This window comes from Streptomyces sp. NPDC056160, from assembly GCF_042268205.1.
Classification (GTDB): domain Bacteria; phylum Actinomycetota; class Actinomycetes; order Streptomycetales; family Streptomycetaceae; genus Streptomyces.
Genome location: NZ_JBHJUW010000091.1, coordinates 1 through 16,542, shown reverse-complemented (window position 1 = coordinate 16,542; position 16,542 = coordinate 1). Strand labels below are relative to the sequence as shown.

15 protein-coding genes and 3 pseudogenes are annotated in these 16,542 nt (G+C 71.2%); 6 read left to right on the top strand and 12 right to left on the bottom strand.

Annotation, left to right across the window (positions count from 1 at the left end; all coding sequences use genetic code 11):
• Positions 1-88: 88 nt before the first annotated feature.
• Entirely contained in the window at positions 89-3,457 is a 3,369-nt protein-coding gene (locus ACFC02_RS28255) for a right-handed parallel beta-helix repeat-containing protein (RefSeq protein WP_376362987.1), read from the top strand.
• 142 nt (positions 3,458-3,599) lie between these two features.
• Here ACFC02_RS28255 and ACFC02_RS28250 read toward each other — a convergent pair whose 3' ends face one another.
• The 4 genes from ACFC02_RS28250 to ACFC02_RS28235 form a co-directional block, all read right to left on the bottom strand.
• Complete coding sequence (locus ACFC02_RS28250) at positions 3,600-5,666, bottom strand: PA domain-containing protein (protein ID WP_376362984.1); 2,067 nt, start codon at positions 5,664-5,666, stop codon at positions 3,600-3,602.
• A gap of 27 nt (positions 5,667-5,693) precedes the next feature.
• On the bottom strand, positions 5,694-5,816 hold the full coding sequence (locus ACFC02_RS28245) for a hypothetical protein (protein ID WP_376362981.1): 123 nt from the start codon (positions 5,814-5,816) through the stop codon (positions 5,694-5,696).
• An 83-nt stretch (positions 5,817-5,899) separates the two neighbouring features.
• Positions 5,900-6,133: a S8 family serine peptidase gene (locus tag ACFC02_RS28240; protein WP_376362978.1), complete on the bottom strand. Its 234-nt coding sequence runs from the start codon at positions 6,131-6,133 to the stop codon at positions 5,900-5,902.
• A gap of 2 nt (positions 6,134-6,135) precedes the next feature.
• Positions 6,136-6,570 carry a S8 family serine peptidase gene (locus ACFC02_RS28235; protein WP_376362975.1) on the bottom strand — a complete coding sequence of 145 codons (435 nt, stop codon included), beginning with the start codon at positions 6,568-6,570 and terminating at the stop codon, positions 6,136-6,138.
• Between the two features lie 1,239 nt (positions 6,571-7,809).
• Here ACFC02_RS28235 and ACFC02_RS28230 point away from each other — a divergent pair.
• From ACFC02_RS28230 to ACFC02_RS28215, 4 genes and pseudogenes are all read left to right on the top strand, one after another.
• Positions 7,810-9,003, top strand: a pseudogene (locus ACFC02_RS28230) (IS110 family transposase); the annotation flags it as partial.
• 202 nt (positions 9,004-9,205) lie between these two features.
• Complete coding sequence (locus tag ACFC02_RS28225) at positions 9,206-9,481, top strand: hypothetical protein (RefSeq protein WP_376362972.1); 276 nt, start codon at positions 9,206-9,208, stop codon at positions 9,479-9,481.
• A 25-nt stretch (positions 9,482-9,506) separates the two neighbouring features.
• Entirely contained in the window at positions 9,507-9,659 is a 153-nt protein-coding gene (locus tag ACFC02_RS28220) for a hypothetical protein (protein ID WP_376362969.1), read from the top strand.
• A gap of 3 nt (positions 9,660-9,662) precedes the next feature.
• Positions 9,663-9,917 (top strand): hypothetical protein, encoded by a 255-nt coding sequence (locus ACFC02_RS28215; protein WP_376362966.1) that lies wholly within the window; start codon positions 9,663-9,665, stop codon positions 9,915-9,917.
• 50 nt (positions 9,918-9,967) lie between these two features.
• Here the strand turns inward: ACFC02_RS28215 and ACFC02_RS28210 are convergent, their stop codons facing one another.
• From ACFC02_RS28210 to ACFC02_RS28190, 5 genes and pseudogenes are all read right to left on the bottom strand, one after another.
• Complete coding sequence (locus ACFC02_RS28210) at positions 9,968-10,402, bottom strand: hypothetical protein (RefSeq protein ID WP_376362963.1); 435 nt, start codon at positions 10,400-10,402, stop codon at positions 9,968-9,970.
• 117 nt (positions 10,403-10,519) lie between these two features.
• On the bottom strand, positions 10,520-10,840 hold the full coding sequence (locus ACFC02_RS28205; protein WP_376362960.1) for a glycoside hydrolase family 2 protein: 321 nt from the start codon (positions 10,838-10,840) through the stop codon (positions 10,520-10,522).
• 589 nt (positions 10,841-11,429) lie between these two features.
• Positions 11,430-13,205 carry a discoidin domain-containing protein gene (locus tag ACFC02_RS28200; protein WP_376363028.1) on the bottom strand — a complete coding sequence of 592 codons (1,776 nt, stop codon included), beginning with the start codon at positions 13,203-13,205 and terminating at the stop codon, positions 11,430-11,432.
• The gene (locus tag ACFC02_RS28195; protein ID WP_376363037.1) at positions 13,166-13,435 is read right to left on the bottom strand and encodes a hypothetical protein; all 270 of its coding nucleotides are present in this window, start codon (positions 13,433-13,435) and stop codon (positions 13,166-13,168) included. Before ACFC02_RS28195 ends, ACFC02_RS28200 begins: the two co-directional genes overlap by 40 nt.
• Before the next feature lie 127 nt (positions 13,436-13,562).
• Positions 13,563-13,670: pseudogene (locus ACFC02_RS28190) on the bottom strand (hypothetical protein); the annotation flags it as partial.
• 224 nt (positions 13,671-13,894) lie between these two features.
• Here ACFC02_RS28190 and ACFC02_RS28185 point away from each other — a divergent pair.
• Positions 13,895-14,104, top strand: a complete 210-nt coding sequence (locus ACFC02_RS28185) for a hypothetical protein (RefSeq protein ID WP_376363034.1) — start codon at positions 13,895-13,897, stop codon at positions 14,102-14,104.
• Here the strand turns inward: ACFC02_RS28185 and ACFC02_RS28180 are convergent.
• The 3 genes and pseudogenes from ACFC02_RS28180 to ACFC02_RS28170 all read right to left on the bottom strand — a co-directional run.
• Positions 14,065-14,598, bottom strand: a pseudogene (locus ACFC02_RS28180) (discoidin domain-containing protein); the annotation flags it as partial. The gene ACFC02_RS28185 and the pseudogene ACFC02_RS28180 sit on opposite strands and share 40 nt — an antisense overlap.
• Before the next feature lie 264 nt (positions 14,599-14,862).
• The gene (locus tag ACFC02_RS28175; protein ID WP_376362957.1) at positions 14,863-15,216 is read right to left on the bottom strand and encodes a hypothetical protein; all 354 of its coding nucleotides are present in this window, start codon (positions 15,214-15,216) and stop codon (positions 14,863-14,865) included.
• A gap of 46 nt (positions 15,217-15,262) precedes the next feature.
• A complete protein-coding gene (locus ACFC02_RS28170) occupies positions 15,263-16,321 on the bottom strand; it encodes an IS630 family transposase (protein ID WP_376363025.1) in 1,059 nt (352 codons plus the stop codon).
• Positions 16,322-16,542: the final 221 nt, after the last annotated feature.

The window sequence follows — 16,542 nt, the reverse complement described above, 5'->3', positions numbered from 1 at the left end:
CGCACCGCCGTGCCTGTGGCGCGGGTCCCGCCGCGCCCCCCGCCGGCGCCCCGGCCCGGCCGTCCGCACACGAGGGGGAGGAGCAGCCGTGGCCCGCCATCTGATCACCGTCGGGCAGCAGGACGGCTGCGACCACACGACGATCGGCGCGGCTCTGCTCGGCGCCCGCCCGGGGGCGATCATCAGCGTCCGTCCGGGCAGTTACCGGGAGACCCTGGTCGTGCAGAACAGGGTGACGATCGTCGCCGACGGTCCACGCGGCAGCGTGGAGATCGCCCCGGCCAAGGGGGCGGCGGTGACGCTCGCCGCGGACGCCGTGATGCTCACCGATCTGCTGCTGCGCGCCGGTGAGGGCGAGCTGCCGGTGATCGACGCGGTGCGCGGACAGGTCGCCCTGGACGGCTGCGAGATCCTGGGGGCGGGCTGGACGGCGCTGCTCAGCCGAGGCAGCGGGTCGCTGGCTATGCGGTCGTGCCGGGTCACCAATCCCGCCGGCGCGGGTGTGGTGGAGGCCGGTTCGACGGGCAGCGTGATCGAGGACTGCCTGATCGAGAACCTGGGCACCTCGGCGGTCGTGGTCAGCGAGGAGGGCCGGGTGACGGTGCGCAACTGTCGGCTGCGCGACGCCCGGGGCAACGGCGTGCTGGCCAACGGGCAGTCGCGCGGGGTCGTGGAGGACTGCGAGATCACGTCCACCGAGAAGCCCGGCGTGGCGCTGGAGGGCGGTACGGCGCTGAAGGTTGTGCGGACCACGCTGCGGGACTGCTCACTCGGTGTGCATGTGTCGAGTTCGGTGCGCACCGAGCTGTCACACGTGGCGGTGCACCGCTCGGCCGGACACGGCTTCGTCGTCGCCGACCGCTCCGACCCGCAGCTATCGTACTGCGAGACCTCCGCGACTGCGGGCAGCGGTGTGTACGTCACCGGGCGCTCCCGCGGCTACTTCGCGAACTGCGCCTTCGACGGCGCCGCCGAGGCGGCCGTCCGCGTCGAGGACTCCAGCACGCCGTCCTTCACGGGCGCCCGGATCACGGACAGCAAGGGCACGGGGCTGCTGCTGGAGGGCGAATCCGCCGCCGAGTTCGACCAGTTGGACGTGGTGCGGGCGGGCGGCACCGGAATGTCGGTGGCCTCGGGCGCCAATCCGCTGCTGCGCCGGGCCCGCGTCACCGAGGCGCGCGGTGCGGGCATCCAGGTCACGGGGCAGGCCCGCGGCCGGTTCGAGGACTGCGAGGTCGGCGACTGCGGCGGGCACGCGCTGCGGATCGAGGCGGGTGGCAACCCGCACATGGGCAACTCGGCGCTGCGCGGCGCGGGCGGCTCGGGTGTCTCGGTGGGCGCGGAGGGTCTGGGCACGCTGCGCGACTGCGAGATCTCCGGCTCCTCCGCGTCGGGCGCCGCCGTCGAGGGCAAGGGCGAGCTGACATTGGTCAGAACCCGGGTCCTGGGGTCCGGCGGGCACGGCGCGCTGGTCGCGGCGGGCGGCCGGGCGGCGCTCAAGGGGTGCGAGTTCAGCGGGAACACCGGCGACGGGGTGCGTATCGAGTCGGGCGGCCCGGTGGAGGTGACCGACTGCACCGTACGGTCGAACCGGGGCGCCGGGCTGAAACACGCGTGCCCGGGTGCCGACTTCACCCTGTCCGGACTGACCAGCCTCGACAACAAGACCCCGGACTCCGGTACGAAGCCGCCCGCTGAGGAGGCGCCCGGTAGCGGCGCGCCGGCCGCGCCCGGCGGCCAGGAGAGCCAGCCGCCGGAGAACGCGCTGGTCGCGGAACTCAACGCGCTCATCGGCCTGGACAACGTCAAGGAGCAGGTCGAGATGCTCGTCAGCCTGGGCAAGCTCGCCCAGCGGCGGGCCCGGCTCGGCATCCCGGCCCCGCCCATGAGCCGTCACCTGGTCTTCGCCGGGCCGCCCGGCACCGGCAAGACCACCGTGGCCCGGCTGTATGGCGGGATCCTGGCGAGTCTGGGGATGCTGTCCTCGGGCCATATCGTCGAGGTGTCCCGGGCCGATCTGGTCGCCCAGGTGATCGGCGGTACGGCGATCAAGACGACGGAGGTGTTCGAACGGGCCCAGGGGGGTGTGCTGTTCATCGACGAGGCGTACACCCTGCTGTCCGACAGCAAGGGCTCCTCCGTCGACTTCGGGCAGGAGGCCATCGACACTCTCGTCAAACTGATCGAGGACCACCGGGACGACACCGTGGTGATCGTCGCGGGATATCCGAAGGAGATGGCGGATTTCCTGGCCGCCAACCCCGGTATGGCCTCGCGGTTCACCCGCACGATCGAGTTCGAGAACTACTCGGTGGACGAACTGGTCACCATCACCGAGAACATGTGTGCCACCCACCGGTACGTCCTCGATCCGCTCGCGCGGGAGGCGCTCGGCATCCGCTTCTCCCGGATGCGGCGGGACGCGACGTTCGGCAACGGCCGGGCCGCCCGCCAGGTGTTCGAGGAGATGATCGACCGGCAGTCGCTGCGGCTGGCTGCCCAGCAGGACGCGAGCGAGGCCGATCTGATGCTCATGGTCCCCGAGGACGTGGGCGCCGACGAGGCCCAGGAGGTGCGTGCGGAGGTCAGGAAGGAGCCCGGAGAGTCGAGTGCGCTCACCCGGCTGCGCGCCATGACCGGCCTGGCGGCGGTCAAGCGGGAGGTCGGTGGCATCGTCGATCTGCTCACCGCCTACCGGCAGCGCGCGGCGGTGGGCCTGCCCACGCCCGCGGTCAGCCACCACCTGGTGTTCTCCGGGCCGCCCGGCACGGGCAAGACCACGGTGGCCCGGCTGTACGCCGAGCTGCTGCGCTCCTTCGGTGTTCTCACGAGCGGCCAGCTCGTCGAGGTGAGCCGCGCCGACCTGGTGGGACGGTACATCGGGCACACGGCCCAGCTCACCACGGAGAAGTTCGAGGAGGCGGTGGGCGGTGTGCTGTTCATCGACGAGGCGTACACGCTGACGCCCGCGCACTCCTCGCAGGACTTCGGCCGGGAGGCCGTCGACACCCTGCTGAAGCTGATGGAGGACCGCCGTGACGAGGTGGTGGTGATCGTCGCGGGCTACCCGGAGGAGATGGAGGGCTTCCTGGCCTCCAACCCGGGCCTGGCGTCCCGCTTCTCCCGCCATGTCGCCTTCGAGGACTACTCCACCGACGAACTGCTGTCCATCATCGACGAGCAGGCGGGCACGGCGGGATACGTGTGCGCGCCCGCGACCCGCGAGGCGCTGCGCGTCCACCTCGACGCCCTGCCGCGCACCCGGTCCTTCGGCAACGCACGTCTGGCCCGTCAGTTGCTGGAGACCATGATGACCCGCCAGGCGGGCCGGCTGGCCTCCCTGGCCGCGCCGGACCTGGAGGCGCTCACCACGCTGGTGCCGGCGGACCTGCCCGAAGGCACGTCCGCCGGCACCGGTGCACTCCTGCCGCGTACGGGAGCGGACGTCCCCCGCTGAGAGCGGACGGCACCCCCCTGCCAGCAGCCCCCTCCCGGTCCGGCGAGAACACTCGGGGGACCTGCCGGACCGCCGGCAGGTCCCGCTCGCCCCGTGACGTCCGGCGCGACCGCTCACCGGCCCGCTGTCGAGTGACGGCCTCTCAGCGCAGGCCGAAGGCGCGGTCGACGGTCTGGAGCACGGTGTTGCCCGCCGTGTCACCGGCGCTCACCCGGAGCGAGACGAAGCGGGCTCCGCGCGGCGCGTCCAGGGCGTAGTGCCCGCCGTCGCCCCGGCCCCGCAGCCGCTGCCAGTGGTGGCCGTCGTCGTACGACACCTCGACGGTGAGCCGGTCGACGCGGCCCGCGCCCGCCGCCCCGGGCAGGTGCAGTGCGGTGACCGTGAGACCGGCCCGCCTGCCCGCCCGGCCCGCGCCGTCCGTCGCGACGGCGTAGTCGAGTTGCAGCAGGGGAAGCACCGCCTGGGCGTCCGCGGCCCCGGAGACGAAGTCCCACTCGGTGCGGGTGCCTGCGGAATAGGGGCTGACGGTCGCGTCCCGGCTGTTCTCGACGACCAGCCGGTAGGGCAGCGGGCGTGCCGAGGGCGCGTCACCCGCCACGACCGTACCCGTAGTGCTGCGGCCTAGCACCGTGGCGTCCTGGGAAAGGGTGAGGGTCTGGCGGGTCCGCTCGTAGTCCATGGACATCCCGACGTGGTCGCCGCCGCCCCAGCCCGGTACGTCGGCGCTCAGCCGCTGACCGCTGCGGCTCGGCGACTTGTAGTTGTCGTTGAGGTACGGACGCGCGACCGGCCCGAACCACTTCTGCGTCTGCCGGCTGCCCGCCCGGTAGGCGCGTCTGGGCTCGATCTCGTACAGCAGGTTGTCGACGTACGCCTCCTGCGCCCACCGGTTGTCCTCTGTGGTGGAGACCCAGTCGACGCGCCAGCTGTTCACCGGCTCGCGCGTCGTCGTCCCGATACCCCAGTCGGAGTACGAGGGCCAGTCGAAGCGGTACTCACCGCCGCCGCGCGTCGCATCCGGGCTGTCGAAGGACACGTCGACGCGGGCCAGGTTGCGCGGTCCGCCCTTGACGACCAGGTCCGCGGGAATCTCGTTGTGCCAGGTCTGCATCAGGTCGTACACGTACGGACTGGCCGGTACGGAGGTGACCGTGAGGGTGTTCCGGCCGTGTCGCACCTGGTCGGCCAGTTTCTCGCCCTCGTCCGTGCTCAGCAGGGCGACGTCCAGCGCGGCCGGGGTGAAGGGGTCGCTGCCGTACTCACGGAGCTGCCGCCCCGGCAGGTCGTTCACGACGAGCAGCAGCCGCGCACCGGCCGCCGCGGCGGCACGGGCCTGCTCGGCGTCACCGACCCCGGCGGCACGCCGTACGACAACGGCCTTGCCGCGTGCGTCGATTCCCTTGTGGTCAGCCGCCGAGCCGTTGCCCGCGACGACCGCGCGCAGCGTGCGCCGGCCCTCGGGCAACGGCGTCACACCTGTCTGACGCAGTACGTCCGTGAAGTCGGTGGTGGCCGTGGAGACACTGAGCGCGGGTTTCTCCTTGCGCCACCGGGCCGCCATGTGGAAGTCACCGTGCCGCACGCGCGAGGCGGTGGGCTGAGCCCACAGGCTGTCGTAGCTGGTCTGGGTCTCCATGAAGTCGCGCCAGGCGGCGCCGCCCATCGAGCGGCTGTACTCCAGCCGCTGGTAGGTGGTCTCGGTCCGCTCCGGTGTGGTCATGTCGATCCGGCGTGTCCTCGCCGCGTCCAGCGTGACGGTGGTGTCGTGGTCGAGGGTCACCTCCGGGTCACCGAGCAGCGCCATGCCCAGGGAAAGCGGGCCGTGCACACCCTGGACGTCCTTGAACGCCAGCACCGAGTACACGTCGTTCGGGAGGAACATGTCCGTGGTTCCGGAATCGCCGACCATGATGAACATCGGGTCGTGCTCGCCGGACCTGAGGATCTGGACGACACCAGGCATGGGGCCGCCGTGGGCGTCCTTGAGCACCAGCCTCAGCCTGTGCGCCACGTCACCGAGCGAGACGGCGGTGTGGGCGAGCGGTGTGCCGGTGGGCCCGGTCGCCAGGATCTGCCCGCTGTAGCGGCCGTTGCCCGGCACCCGTGCGGTGTCGATGGCGACCGTGACACCGGCCGTGCCGTGCGCGGGCACGGTCACCTCGTCCGCCGACAGCCCGAAGAGCCCGGCGGGCGCGTTCGGGGCCGCCACCGACAGGGTGAGCCAGACTGGCTCTGCCTAGGTGTTGGTGTACGTCACCGGCCGCCGGAGCACGCTGCCCGAGCCGCCCTGCGGTGCCTGTCCCGCGTACGCGGTGGCCGACGCGAACACACTCGCCGCCGCTGCCGCCGCGACGTCCACGCGTCCGCTGCCCGCATGGAAGGCGTCGTACCGGGGGGTGAGAGCGGAGGTGCTGGTGAGCAGGTCCTTGAGCTGGGCGCCCGTCAGTCCTGGGCGGGCGCGCGCCAGGAGGGCGGCGGCACCGGCGACGTGGGGGCGGCCATGGAGGTGCCGCTGAGCGTCTGGTAGCTGCCCGATCCCTCGGGCGCGTACCGCGAACGCGCGGCGAGGATGTCGACGCCCGGTGCGGTGAGCTCCGGTTTCAGCGCCCCGTCGCCCACGCGCGGGCCCTGGCTGGAGAAGTCCGCCACGGAGTCCGCGCCATCGACGGCGCCCACGGTCAGCGCGGCGTCGGCGGCACCGGGCCTCCGATGCCACCGGGCACCCCGGTGTTACCCGCCGCGGTGACGAACAGCGCGCCGGTCTCCGCGCTGAGCCGGTTCACCGCCTCGCTCTCCGGCTCGGTCCCGTCGGACGGCTCGGCCGAGCCGAGGCTCATGTTGACGATTCTGGCGTGCTGGTCGCGGGCGGCCCACTCGATTCCGGCGATGATCCAGGAATCCTGGCCCCACCCTTCGTCGGAGAGCACCTTGCCGATGTGGAGCGAGGCGCCGGGCGCGACGCCGCGCTCCTTTCCGCCGGAGGCCGCGCCGGTCCCGGCGACCGTCGAGGCGACGTGCGTGCCGTGGCCGTTGCGGTCGGTGACGTCCTCGTCGGGTACGAAGCTCCTGGCGGCCGTGATCCGGTCCGCCAGGTCCGGGTGGGCGGCGTCCACCCCGGTGTCCAGTACGGCGACGTCGACACCCTGACCGGTGTCACCACTCGCCCAGATCTTGGGGCGCCGATCCGGGCGGTGCTGTCGGCGAGGTCCGCCCGCACCTTTCCGTCCAGCCAGATGTGCTCGATGCCCTGGCCGAAGACGCCGGCCGCCCGGCCCGCGCCGGTGCGGGAGGCGGTTCCTGCGGTGACGGCCGCCCAGAAGTCCGCGGCCTGAGCGCGGCTCTGGGCCAGGGCGGCTCCGTGCAGGCTGCTGATCTCCCGGGCGCGGGTCGCGCCGACCGGCGGTGTGGCCTGCCGGGCCCCGGCCCGGTCGGCACCGTAGGAGACGATCAGCGGCAGCCGGTCGCGGCCCGCATCATCGTACCCGGCGGCGACGAGCCCGGTGACGTCGAACAACCGCCGGTCCAGCGTGCCTCGGGCGACGTAGGGCAGGGCCGTGTCCGGGTACACGTACAGCTTGCCGCCCGCCTCCGTGACATGGGCTTCGGCGGGACCGCCGTCCGGGCCGGTGACCTCGACCGTCCCGCCGGCCGGACCGGTTCCGGCGGACTGCCGGGTGGTGACGACGTCACCGGTGATCAACGTCGTCGTGTGCGTGCCCGGCGGTAGGCGACGGGCGGTCTGCCCGCCCGCTGCGGCGGGCGGGGGGACCGACGCTTCGGCGGGCGCGGCGAGCGGAACCGACAGGGCGAGGACAGTGGCCCCCACCAGGGTCGGTGCCCACCGATGTGTGAACCGTTTCTTCAAGGTGACTCCTGCGGAGAGGAGGAGCCGGTGACATGTGCCGCCGGACGGCCTGAATACCTGCGTGGCCGTTGCACGTGTCCTATCACGGTCGCAACGCACATTTTTTCACCTGGTGAGGGACTCATGTGACTGGCACTCATGTGGGCTTCTTCGGTGGCCCCCGGGTGCCGCGCCTCGGCTCGCGGGACACGCGGCCGTCCCGCGGCCAGGACCACCGGTTCGGCCTCTGGTCCCCGCCGGTGGGCCGCCCTATCGTGGGAGCGTCCTATCTATTGATGTGGGTCTGAACGGGTCATTCGTAAGATCGGTGAGGCCCAGGGGCCCGGGGTATGGCTGTCATGGGTGAGCCGCTGGATGGCTTGAAGGACATGGCCGCCCGGGGCCCCGCGACGACTCGACCGCCAATTGGGAGACGCGGCTCGATCGCTGCATAGGACAACGTCAGCGAGGTCGTCTGCTGGGTTGACGTGGCGACGAGCTGGCGGAGGTGACCGTGCCGGAGATCTGGGCCGGAGTGGACATCGGCAAGACGCACCACCATGCGATGGCGATCAACGGGGACGGCGAACGGTTGCTGTCCCGCCGCGTACTGAATGACGAGTCCGAGCTGCTGGAGCTGACCGGTGATGTCCTTGCGATATCCACCGACGTGCTGTGGGCGGTCGACCTCAATCACGGCGGCGACGCCCTGCTCATCGGACTGCTGCTCTCGCATGGCCAGCCCATGACCTACCTCACCGGTCTTGCCGTGCACCGGGCCTCGGCGTCTTACCGCGGTGAGGGAAAGACGGACGAGCGCGATGCCTTCGTCATCGCTGACCAGGCTCGCGTCCGCCGCGATTTGGGGGTGCTGCGGCCAGGGGACGAGTTGGCTGTCGATCTGCGCACGCTGACCACCCGGCGCCTGGACGTCGTCTTCGACCACACCCGGCAGATCAACCGACTCAGGGCTCAACTCCTGGAAATTTTTCCGGCGTTGGAACGTTCGGTGGACCTCATGCAGAAGGGGCACGTCACGCTGCTGACAGGCTACCAGACTCCGGCCGCGATCCGCCGCGCGGGCGCCAGGCGGATCGTGATGTGGCTGAAGAGCCGCAAGGTCCGCGGAGCCGCCACCGTCGCCAAGATGGCCGTGGAAGCTGCCCAGGCTCAGATGACCGCGCTGCCCGGCGAGACGCTGGTCGCCGCCATGGTGGCCCGCCTCTCGAAGGGGGTGATGGCCCTCGACGAGGAGATCGCCGAACTCGATGCCCTCATCGAGGCCCGGTTCCGCGAGCATCCGCACGCCGAGGTGATCCTCAGCCTGCCCGGCATGGGCCCCAGACTCGGGGCCGAGTTCATCGCCACCACCGGCGGAGACATGGACGCCTTCGGCAGCGCCGACCGCCTGGCCGGGTTCGCCGGCCTGGCTCCGCAGCCTCGCGACTCCGGCCGCGTCAGCGGCAACCTGCGCAGACCCCGCCGCTACCACCGCGGGCTGCTGCGGGCCATGTACCTCTCGGCGATGGCCAGCCTGCCGGCGTGCCCGGTTTCCAAGGCGTACTACCGGCGCAAGCGGAGCGAGGGGAAGGGACACAAGCAGGCCCTGCTCGCTCTGGCCCGCCGACGCCTCAACGTCCTGTGGCCGGCGATCCGTGACGGAGCGTGCTACCGTGCTTCACCTCCCGTCACGGCTGCGGCTTCACAACACGATTGGGATGTCCTTCCGGGGAAGCCCGGCCCGCGCCATGTCTGGAGACCGTATGCTCACGCACCTGGCCGCCGGTCTCGGCGCGGCCGTCCTCGTCACCGGCACCCTCACCGGCGCGCCCGCCGCTCAGGCCCAGCCGGCGGTCGCCTACCACTTCCACGTCCCCAACGGAAACACGTGGACGGATAGCACCGTGACTTTCTACAACAGGTCGGTCCTGGTGGAGGGCGTGCAGAAGTCGGTTGCTTCGACGGTCGAGGGCTGCCGGAACACCCTGGGCTACACTCTCGACAGCCACGGCGACCTGCTGACGATGAACGCCTCGCACCCGATGGACGAGGCCTGCTCGACCTCGAAGTCCTTCGACTTCGTCGTGCCCGCGGACGTCGAGGGCGGTGCCGCCTTCGTGCGTGTCTGCCTCGCCGACGGCTACTACACGGCCATCAGCTGCAACGGCTACGGCGGTTGAGCCCCTCCGACGCCCTGGAGACCCCATGCGCACCGGCACCTGGCCCGGCCTCGCCGCGCTCACGGCGGCCGCCCTGCTGACCGCACCCGGCGCCGAGGCGCGCGCCGCCGCCCACGACTTCCACGTGGCCAACGGCAACACCTGGACGGACGGCACCATCACCTGGTACGCCCGCTAGGTCGTGGTGAAGGGGGTACACAAGTCGGTCAGCGACGCGTCCTACGAGACCTGCCGGAGCACGATCGGCCACACCCTCGACAGCGCCGGGCACGAACTGTCGCACAACGAGCCGCTGTCCCAGGAAACGGCCTGCGGGAACACCCACACATTCCAGATCCAGGTGGACGCGGACGCCCCCGGCGGAGCGGCCTTCGTGCGCGTCTGCCTGACCGACGGCACGCTCAAGGTCCTCACCTGCAACCGCTACGGCGGCTGATGCGGGTCCGGCCGGCCGGGCACGTGAGCGCCTGACCGGCCAGCGGGGTGTCAGCTGCGCGGGCTCGCCTCGATGACGAGCTTCGAGTCCGTCCCGGCGTGACCGGTCGTGCCCTGTGCGAAGAACTTCCAGCCGCCGCCCGTGGGGTCCACGTTGAGGCCGCCCACGTAGAACGTGTCATTGCTGGTGTTGTATCTGCCGATCACACTGATGCTGGTCTGTCTGCCACCGCCGTAGTTCACGATGCCGAAGGTCTGGCAGCTCCCCTGGGCGACGGTGGAGGTGGCCGTCCCCTGGAGATCCTGCTGCGCGGTGTTGAACACCAGGTAGGCCGCGTAGTTGCCCTGTGCGCAGAGCTGGACGCGGCCGGCGCCGATCGAGGCGGTCGCCGCCTGCGCCGAACCGCTCGACAGCAGAGTGCCGGCGGCCAGGGCCGCCCCGACGACAGTGGTGACGGCGCGCAGAGAAACGGACTTGCCGGACAAGGCAACACCCCTCGTGGTGTGGAAATCTGACGGACGCACACATGCTATAGAACGCATGTTCTGAACGGCAAGATCTTCTGGCATATGTGTGACTGCCCGCGCACTGTCACCGGCCCGTCAGAGGCGCAGGCTGACCGGTTGTGCGTTGTATCCCTCCACGCGCAGCGCCGCCTGGTTCGAGGGCAGCGCCGCGGCAGGCCAGGACAGGGTGACCGTCCGCGCCTCGCCGGGCAGCAGCCACAGGTAGTTGTCGCCGTAGAGCGTGGGCAGCACCCGCTCGCCCCCGTGGGCGTCCAGCAGCGAGAGGCGGACCATCGCGGCGACGGCGCTGCCCTGGTTGCGAACGGTGGCCGTCGCCTCGCGCCGGACGCCGTGGCGGGAGACGTGGGAGATGGACACGGCCAGCCTGACCTGCTTCAGCTGGTTGAGCCCACGCATCGCCCCCGGTGTGCGGTAGCGCCAGTAGGTGTTGCGGGACAGTGTCTCTCCCCCGGCGCTCCGCAGGCTCAGGCGCAGCAGGTGCAGGTCGGGCAGATCGTCGCTGAGGACGGCGGTCAGGGCCCGCGTGGTGGCGGCGGCCGGAACGTCGACCCGGGCGCTGCGGACGGGCCCGCTGCGGCGGCCGTCCAGGGTGTACGTCTCGGCGGTGACCGCGGCCCCGTGCAGCGCGGCCCGGGTGTGTGTTGACGGCGATCACCTCGCCCTCCACCGGGTCCGCCTGGACGTGCAGCGGCTCGCAGGCGGTGCGGGCCCCGTAGTAGGCGCCGTTGACGTCGAAGTCGTAGTCGTAGGTCTGCCAGACGGTGCTGTGCCAGGCCGGGTGGGACATCCAGAGCATCAGGCCGCTGGCATCCTCCCACAGGTGGGCGTTCCAGGCCTCGAACATGGCGCGGAAGTTCTCGTAGTTGACGAACTGCGCCTTGGCCGTGAAGTCGTCCAGGTCGCGGGCGGTGCCCAGACGTGTCTCGATGGTCGCCTTGTAGTTCTGCGGTGCCTGGTTCCCGTGTTCGCTCCAGTCGTGGTAGGATCAGAAGCCGCGGATGGGCCACTCGGACTCGTCGCCGGTCATCCGGCGAGTGTTGGCGGCGGTAGAGACGACGGGCATGCCGATCTCAGTGTGGAAGCCGAAGTTCTTGCTGCCGTAGGTGGCCGAGTCGAAGTACCGAGCGGGTTCCACCCAGCCGTAAGGGCCGCCGGCGGAGTTGTTCTGGTAGAGGATGCCGGGCGCCCCCTTCTCGACGGCCTCGCGCATGCCCTGGTCGATGACGGCGGGCGGGATGCCCTCGTTGGCGCCGCACCAGACGGCGACGCTCGGGTGGATGCGGTAGCGCAGAACGGTGTCGCGGGCGATGGCGTTGTAGGCGTCGTGGTCCGGCGGGTCCATGCTCCAGGCGTTGGGGAAGTCGTTCCACACCAGGATGCCGTGCGCGTCGCAGGCGGCGTAGAACTCCTCGCGGTTGCTGCTGCCGACCCAGTTGCGGATCATCGTGAAGTTCATGTCGCGGTGCATGCGTACCGCCGTGTCCATGCGGTCGGCGGGCATGCGGCGCAGCAAGCCCCAGTTGCCGCCGCGCACCAGCACCCGCACACCGTTGACGCTGAGCTTCAGCGGGTCGGGTGTGTTGGAGACGGTCGTGACGTCGCTCCAGGCGTTCCCGTCGTCGGACACCTTGATCGCGTACGTCTTCGGGTACGCCTGCTCCCACAGGACCGCGACCCGGTCGAAGCGACGGGCCGAGCCCAGGTCGACCTGGATCCACTGGTGGTCCTCGTAGGCGGAAGACCAGCGGGTGCCGGGGTTGCCGTCGGTGGCGTGCGCGGCCGAGTGTCCTTCGCCGTCGTCGCTGGAGGCGGTCGCCGTGCGGTGCAGGGCGAGGTCGGTGCCGGGCGCGGTGCTGTCGACGACGGCCAGCGACCACAGCGAGTTGCCCCAACTGGTGTTGCGCAAACCGCAGTCGATACGCACGTACCGGGCGGTGCGCGGGGCGAAGTCGGTAACGCGCAGGCTGGCGTCGCCGCTGTTGAAGGGCAGTGGCACGGCCGTGTTGTCGACGGTCTTCGCGTCCGTCCAGCCGGTGCCGTCCGCCGAAACCTGCACCACGTACGTCAACGCGTACGCCTGCTCCCAGACCAGGTCGACCCGGTCGAAGTCCAGCACCGAGCCGAGGTCGACCCGCAGCCACTGATCGTCCTGCCACTCGGAGGCCCAGCGGGTGCCCGCGTCGCCGTCGGTGACGTTGCCGGGGCCGTGGTCGTCCTGGTCCTGGCTGGAGGCGGCGGCGGGAGCGTGCAGGGCGAGGTCGGTGCCGGGCCGGGCGGAGTCAAGGACCGAGAGGGCCCACAGGGAGCTGCCCCAGCCGGTCGCCCGGGTCAGACAGCGGATCCGTACGTACCGGGCGTGCTGCGCGCCGAGGTCGACGGACTGGGTGTACGCGTCGGCGGACGGGGTGAAGGGCAGCGGGGTGTCGAAGGCGTAGCCGAACTGGCGGATGCCGAAGCGGGTGGTGCGCCGGTCGCTCACCGTGCCGCCGGTCTCGGCGGTGAGGGTCAGCTCGTGCAGGACGGGCTCGCCGAGGCCGTTGGGCCACCACAGGTCCGGGTTCTTGATCCGCAGCCGGGCGTAGACGTCCGGGGTGAAGACGACGTCCAGGCTCGTGCCCGCCTGGACGGTGACCGTGCGGGAGACTCGTATGCCGTCGAAGGCAGCGGTGACGGTGGTGCGGTGCTCGGTGGTGTCGGCGTTGCGGACCGGTACGGTGACGGTCAGTTCGGCGGCCGACAGGTCGGGCAGATGCGGCAGCACGGTGTCACGCGCGGGTCGCCGATGACGACGTGCCCGGTGGAGCGCAGCCGGACGTGGTTCCACAGGCCGGCCCCGCGGTCGCGGACCGCCGGCATCCAGTCCCAGCCCGCAGAGGCCAGGTACGTGGGCGAGTTGCGGTTCATCTGGTCTGCGCCCGCGTCCACCCACACCGAGCCGTCGGGGCCCTTGTCGCCGGGGCTGCCGGACACCGGCATGGGGGTGACCCGCACGGCGAGCGCGTTGCGGCCGTTGTCCGCCAGCAGCCGGGTGACGTCGAGGGCGGCGGGCGAAGGGGAAGGTGACGGTGCCGGCCTGCCGCCCGTTGAGCCAGATGTCCGCCTGGTGGTTGACGCCGTCGAACTCCAGCCAGGTGTGGCGTCCGGCGCCGGTGCGCAGACCGCGCGGCAGGTCGAAGTCGCGCTTGTACCACCAGGAGTGGCGCGACAGGGCCTCCGGGACGTGCAGGTTGTTGAGCCCGGCGACCGGGTCGGGGAGCTTGCCCTGTTCGACGAGGGAGCCGAGGACTGCCGGGCACGGTCGCGGGCAGCCAGCGGCTGGTGTCGACGCCGGTGGTGGACAGATGGGCGCCGTCGCCGCCGGCCCGGTCGTCCAGGGTGAGGGTCCAGCCGGACCCCAGGGGCACGGTGCCGTCGGCGGCGACGGCGAGCGCCGGTGCGGGGGTGCGGTGGGTGCCCCAGTCGGTCCAGCCGGTGACCGTCGGGCGGTGGCCCCTGACGGTGCCGTACACCTCGAAGCCGTTGACGCCGAGCGCGAGGGGGCTGGAGCGCCGCCGGGCGGCCATCCGCACCCAGCGGGCCTCCGCGGGCCGCGGCAGCTGGATGTCGACCCGGCCGCCGGTGCCCGCGGTGGTCCGGTACACGCTCGTCCAGGAACGGTGATCCTTCGAGGTCTCGACGACGAACTCGGTCGCGTAGCTCGACTGGATCTCCTTGCCGGTGGTGCCCTGGTGCGGGTTGCCGCTGCTCGGCGGGGTGAACACCGGGTCGCTCGCGTCGGCCTCGAAGGTGAGGCGGATCCAGTCGACCCGGCACTCCGCCTGGAGGTCCACCGAGATCCACTGCGGGTCCTCGCCCGCCCCGGCACGCCATCCGGTGCCGCGAACGCCCCGGTCGCCGATGCCGTCCACCGCGAACTCGGCCGGCGTGGGCGCGTACGCCTGAGGGGACCTCGACCGGGCGGTACGCGGCGAGTTCGCCGGAGGCGGCGGGTCCGGTGGCCGCGGGGCCGGAGGCGGGCCGGTCCTCGGCGGGCTCGGCGGCCCCGCGGCGGCCGGGAACACCGTGCCGAGGCTGAACCCGGCCAGCAGCGTGTAGCCGGTGGCCACGACGGTGCGCCGGGAGGGGCGGTGCGATGGACTCGCCTGGTCGGCCATGTGAGTCGTCCAATCACAGGGTGGGCGGGTGGCACGAGCCGAACTGGTGCGGTGTGGCTCCGGGATCTGACAACGTTGCCATAACTGGTGGCCATAGGCTGTGACGAGGCGCGGCATCTGTCAAGGTCTGGGGAAGGGCGGGCAGTTCACCGCACGCCGAGCCGGTTGCCTTCATTGCGGGAGCGCACGCGGATGGATCCGCGCACGGACGGCGTCGGACCTGCAAGACACATATGTGTGACGTTCCCGGAAGCACCGGCTTCACTACTGCGACGGAAGGCTCCCGGCCGAAGCGGCACCGCGGGCCGGTCCCCGCAGGACCGGCCGCAGGGACCCGAGGGACCGGGCCGCCGAAGTCCCGGCGGCCTCAAGCGCGGCAGGGGAGCTTTCCGGGCACGGCTCTGGGCGCGGGACCCACGCCGGCGCCGACATCCCGAGCACCGCCGCCCACACCTGCTCGGCCAGCCACCGCTCCGCCTCCTCCCAGGACCAGCCCTGGTCGGACACGCACAGGCGCCAGGAGTGGTGACCGAGGTAGAACCACAGGATGTCGGTCGCCCGCTCCGCCGTCAGCCCTGGCCTCAGGGCGGTCAGGTCGGAGAGCCGGGTGGCCACCACGCCCAGCGACTCCCGGTAGTACTGGTCGGAGCGGTCTAGTGGCTCGTCACGCAGCCTTGGCCGGGTAATCCGTCCATGAGCGGATCGGTGAGTCGGGCGCGAATTTCGTCTTCGGTTCCGCGCGGGTGTTGCGCCAGCGGACGTAGGCGGCGATGGCGGCGTTCTGTTCGTCGTGGCTGCGGTGGTCGGTGCCGTTGAGTGCGAAGTAGCGCAAGGCCGCGAACTCGGCCTCGATCCAGTTCAGCCAGGAGCCGTAGGTCGGCAGGAAGACCAGCTCGATGTCGTTGCCGGCCGCCCAGGCGCGGACCTTGGCGTGCTTGTGCGGGGAGAAGTTGTCCAGCACCACATACAGCTTCTGCCCGGGCCAGCGGGCCCGCAGGACCTTGAGGAGGTCGAGGAACTCGCTCCACCGCTTGCGCGGGCGAATGCGGTAGTACAGCTTGCCGGTGGCCAGGTCGAGGGCTGCGAGCATCTGCCTGACGCCGCCGTAGCGGTTGTAGGTGGCCCGCAGCCTGCGCGGACGCCTCACCGGGCCCCAGGCCTTGCCCTTGCGGGGCATCAGGTTCAGCGGCCCGAACTCATCGACGCATATCACCCGTCCGTCGGCGGGCGGGGTGTCGTACAGCGCCAGGACGCGGTGCATCTCGGCGATGAACTCCGGGTCGGTGGACGCCTTCCACGTGGTGGTGGTCTTCCAGGAGGTCTTGCCGGCGTGCAGGATCCGGCGCAGGGTCTCCCGGCTGATGGCCGCGGTCACCTTCTGCTCGACGAGGTGGTCGGCGAGCTTGCTCAGGCTCCAGGTGGAGAACGCGGTGATCTTCCAGTCGGCGGGGGACGTCCGGGCGATCAGGCAGATGTGTTCGCGCACCTGGTCACTGATCGTCTTGGGGCGTCCCCCGCTCCATTTTGGGTCCAGCGCGTCCAGCCCCTGCTCATTGAAGGCGTGGATGACATCGCGGACGTAGTCCTCACTGACCTGCATCAGCACGGTGATGTCCTTGACCGTCTGGCCCTGGGCGGACATCAGCACCACGATCGCCCGGCGGAGCTTCACCGGATCCTTCGCGGTCCGGCTGATCCGCTGCAGCTTCCGGCCCTCCTCCATGCTCACCGGCCGGACGAACATACTCGGTCGACGCCCCACGACCACCTCCAAGATCCGATCTTGGAGACAGTCTGCTGGCCGATGGGCAGCAGGTCGATTACCCGGCCAAGGCTGCGTGACGAGCCACTAGTGTCCCGAGTCTTAGGAAAGCCGTAGAAGTATGCTGGGCTCATGGCGCGCATGGGTCGGCCGACGGTCGAAGTGGTTCTGACGGATGACGA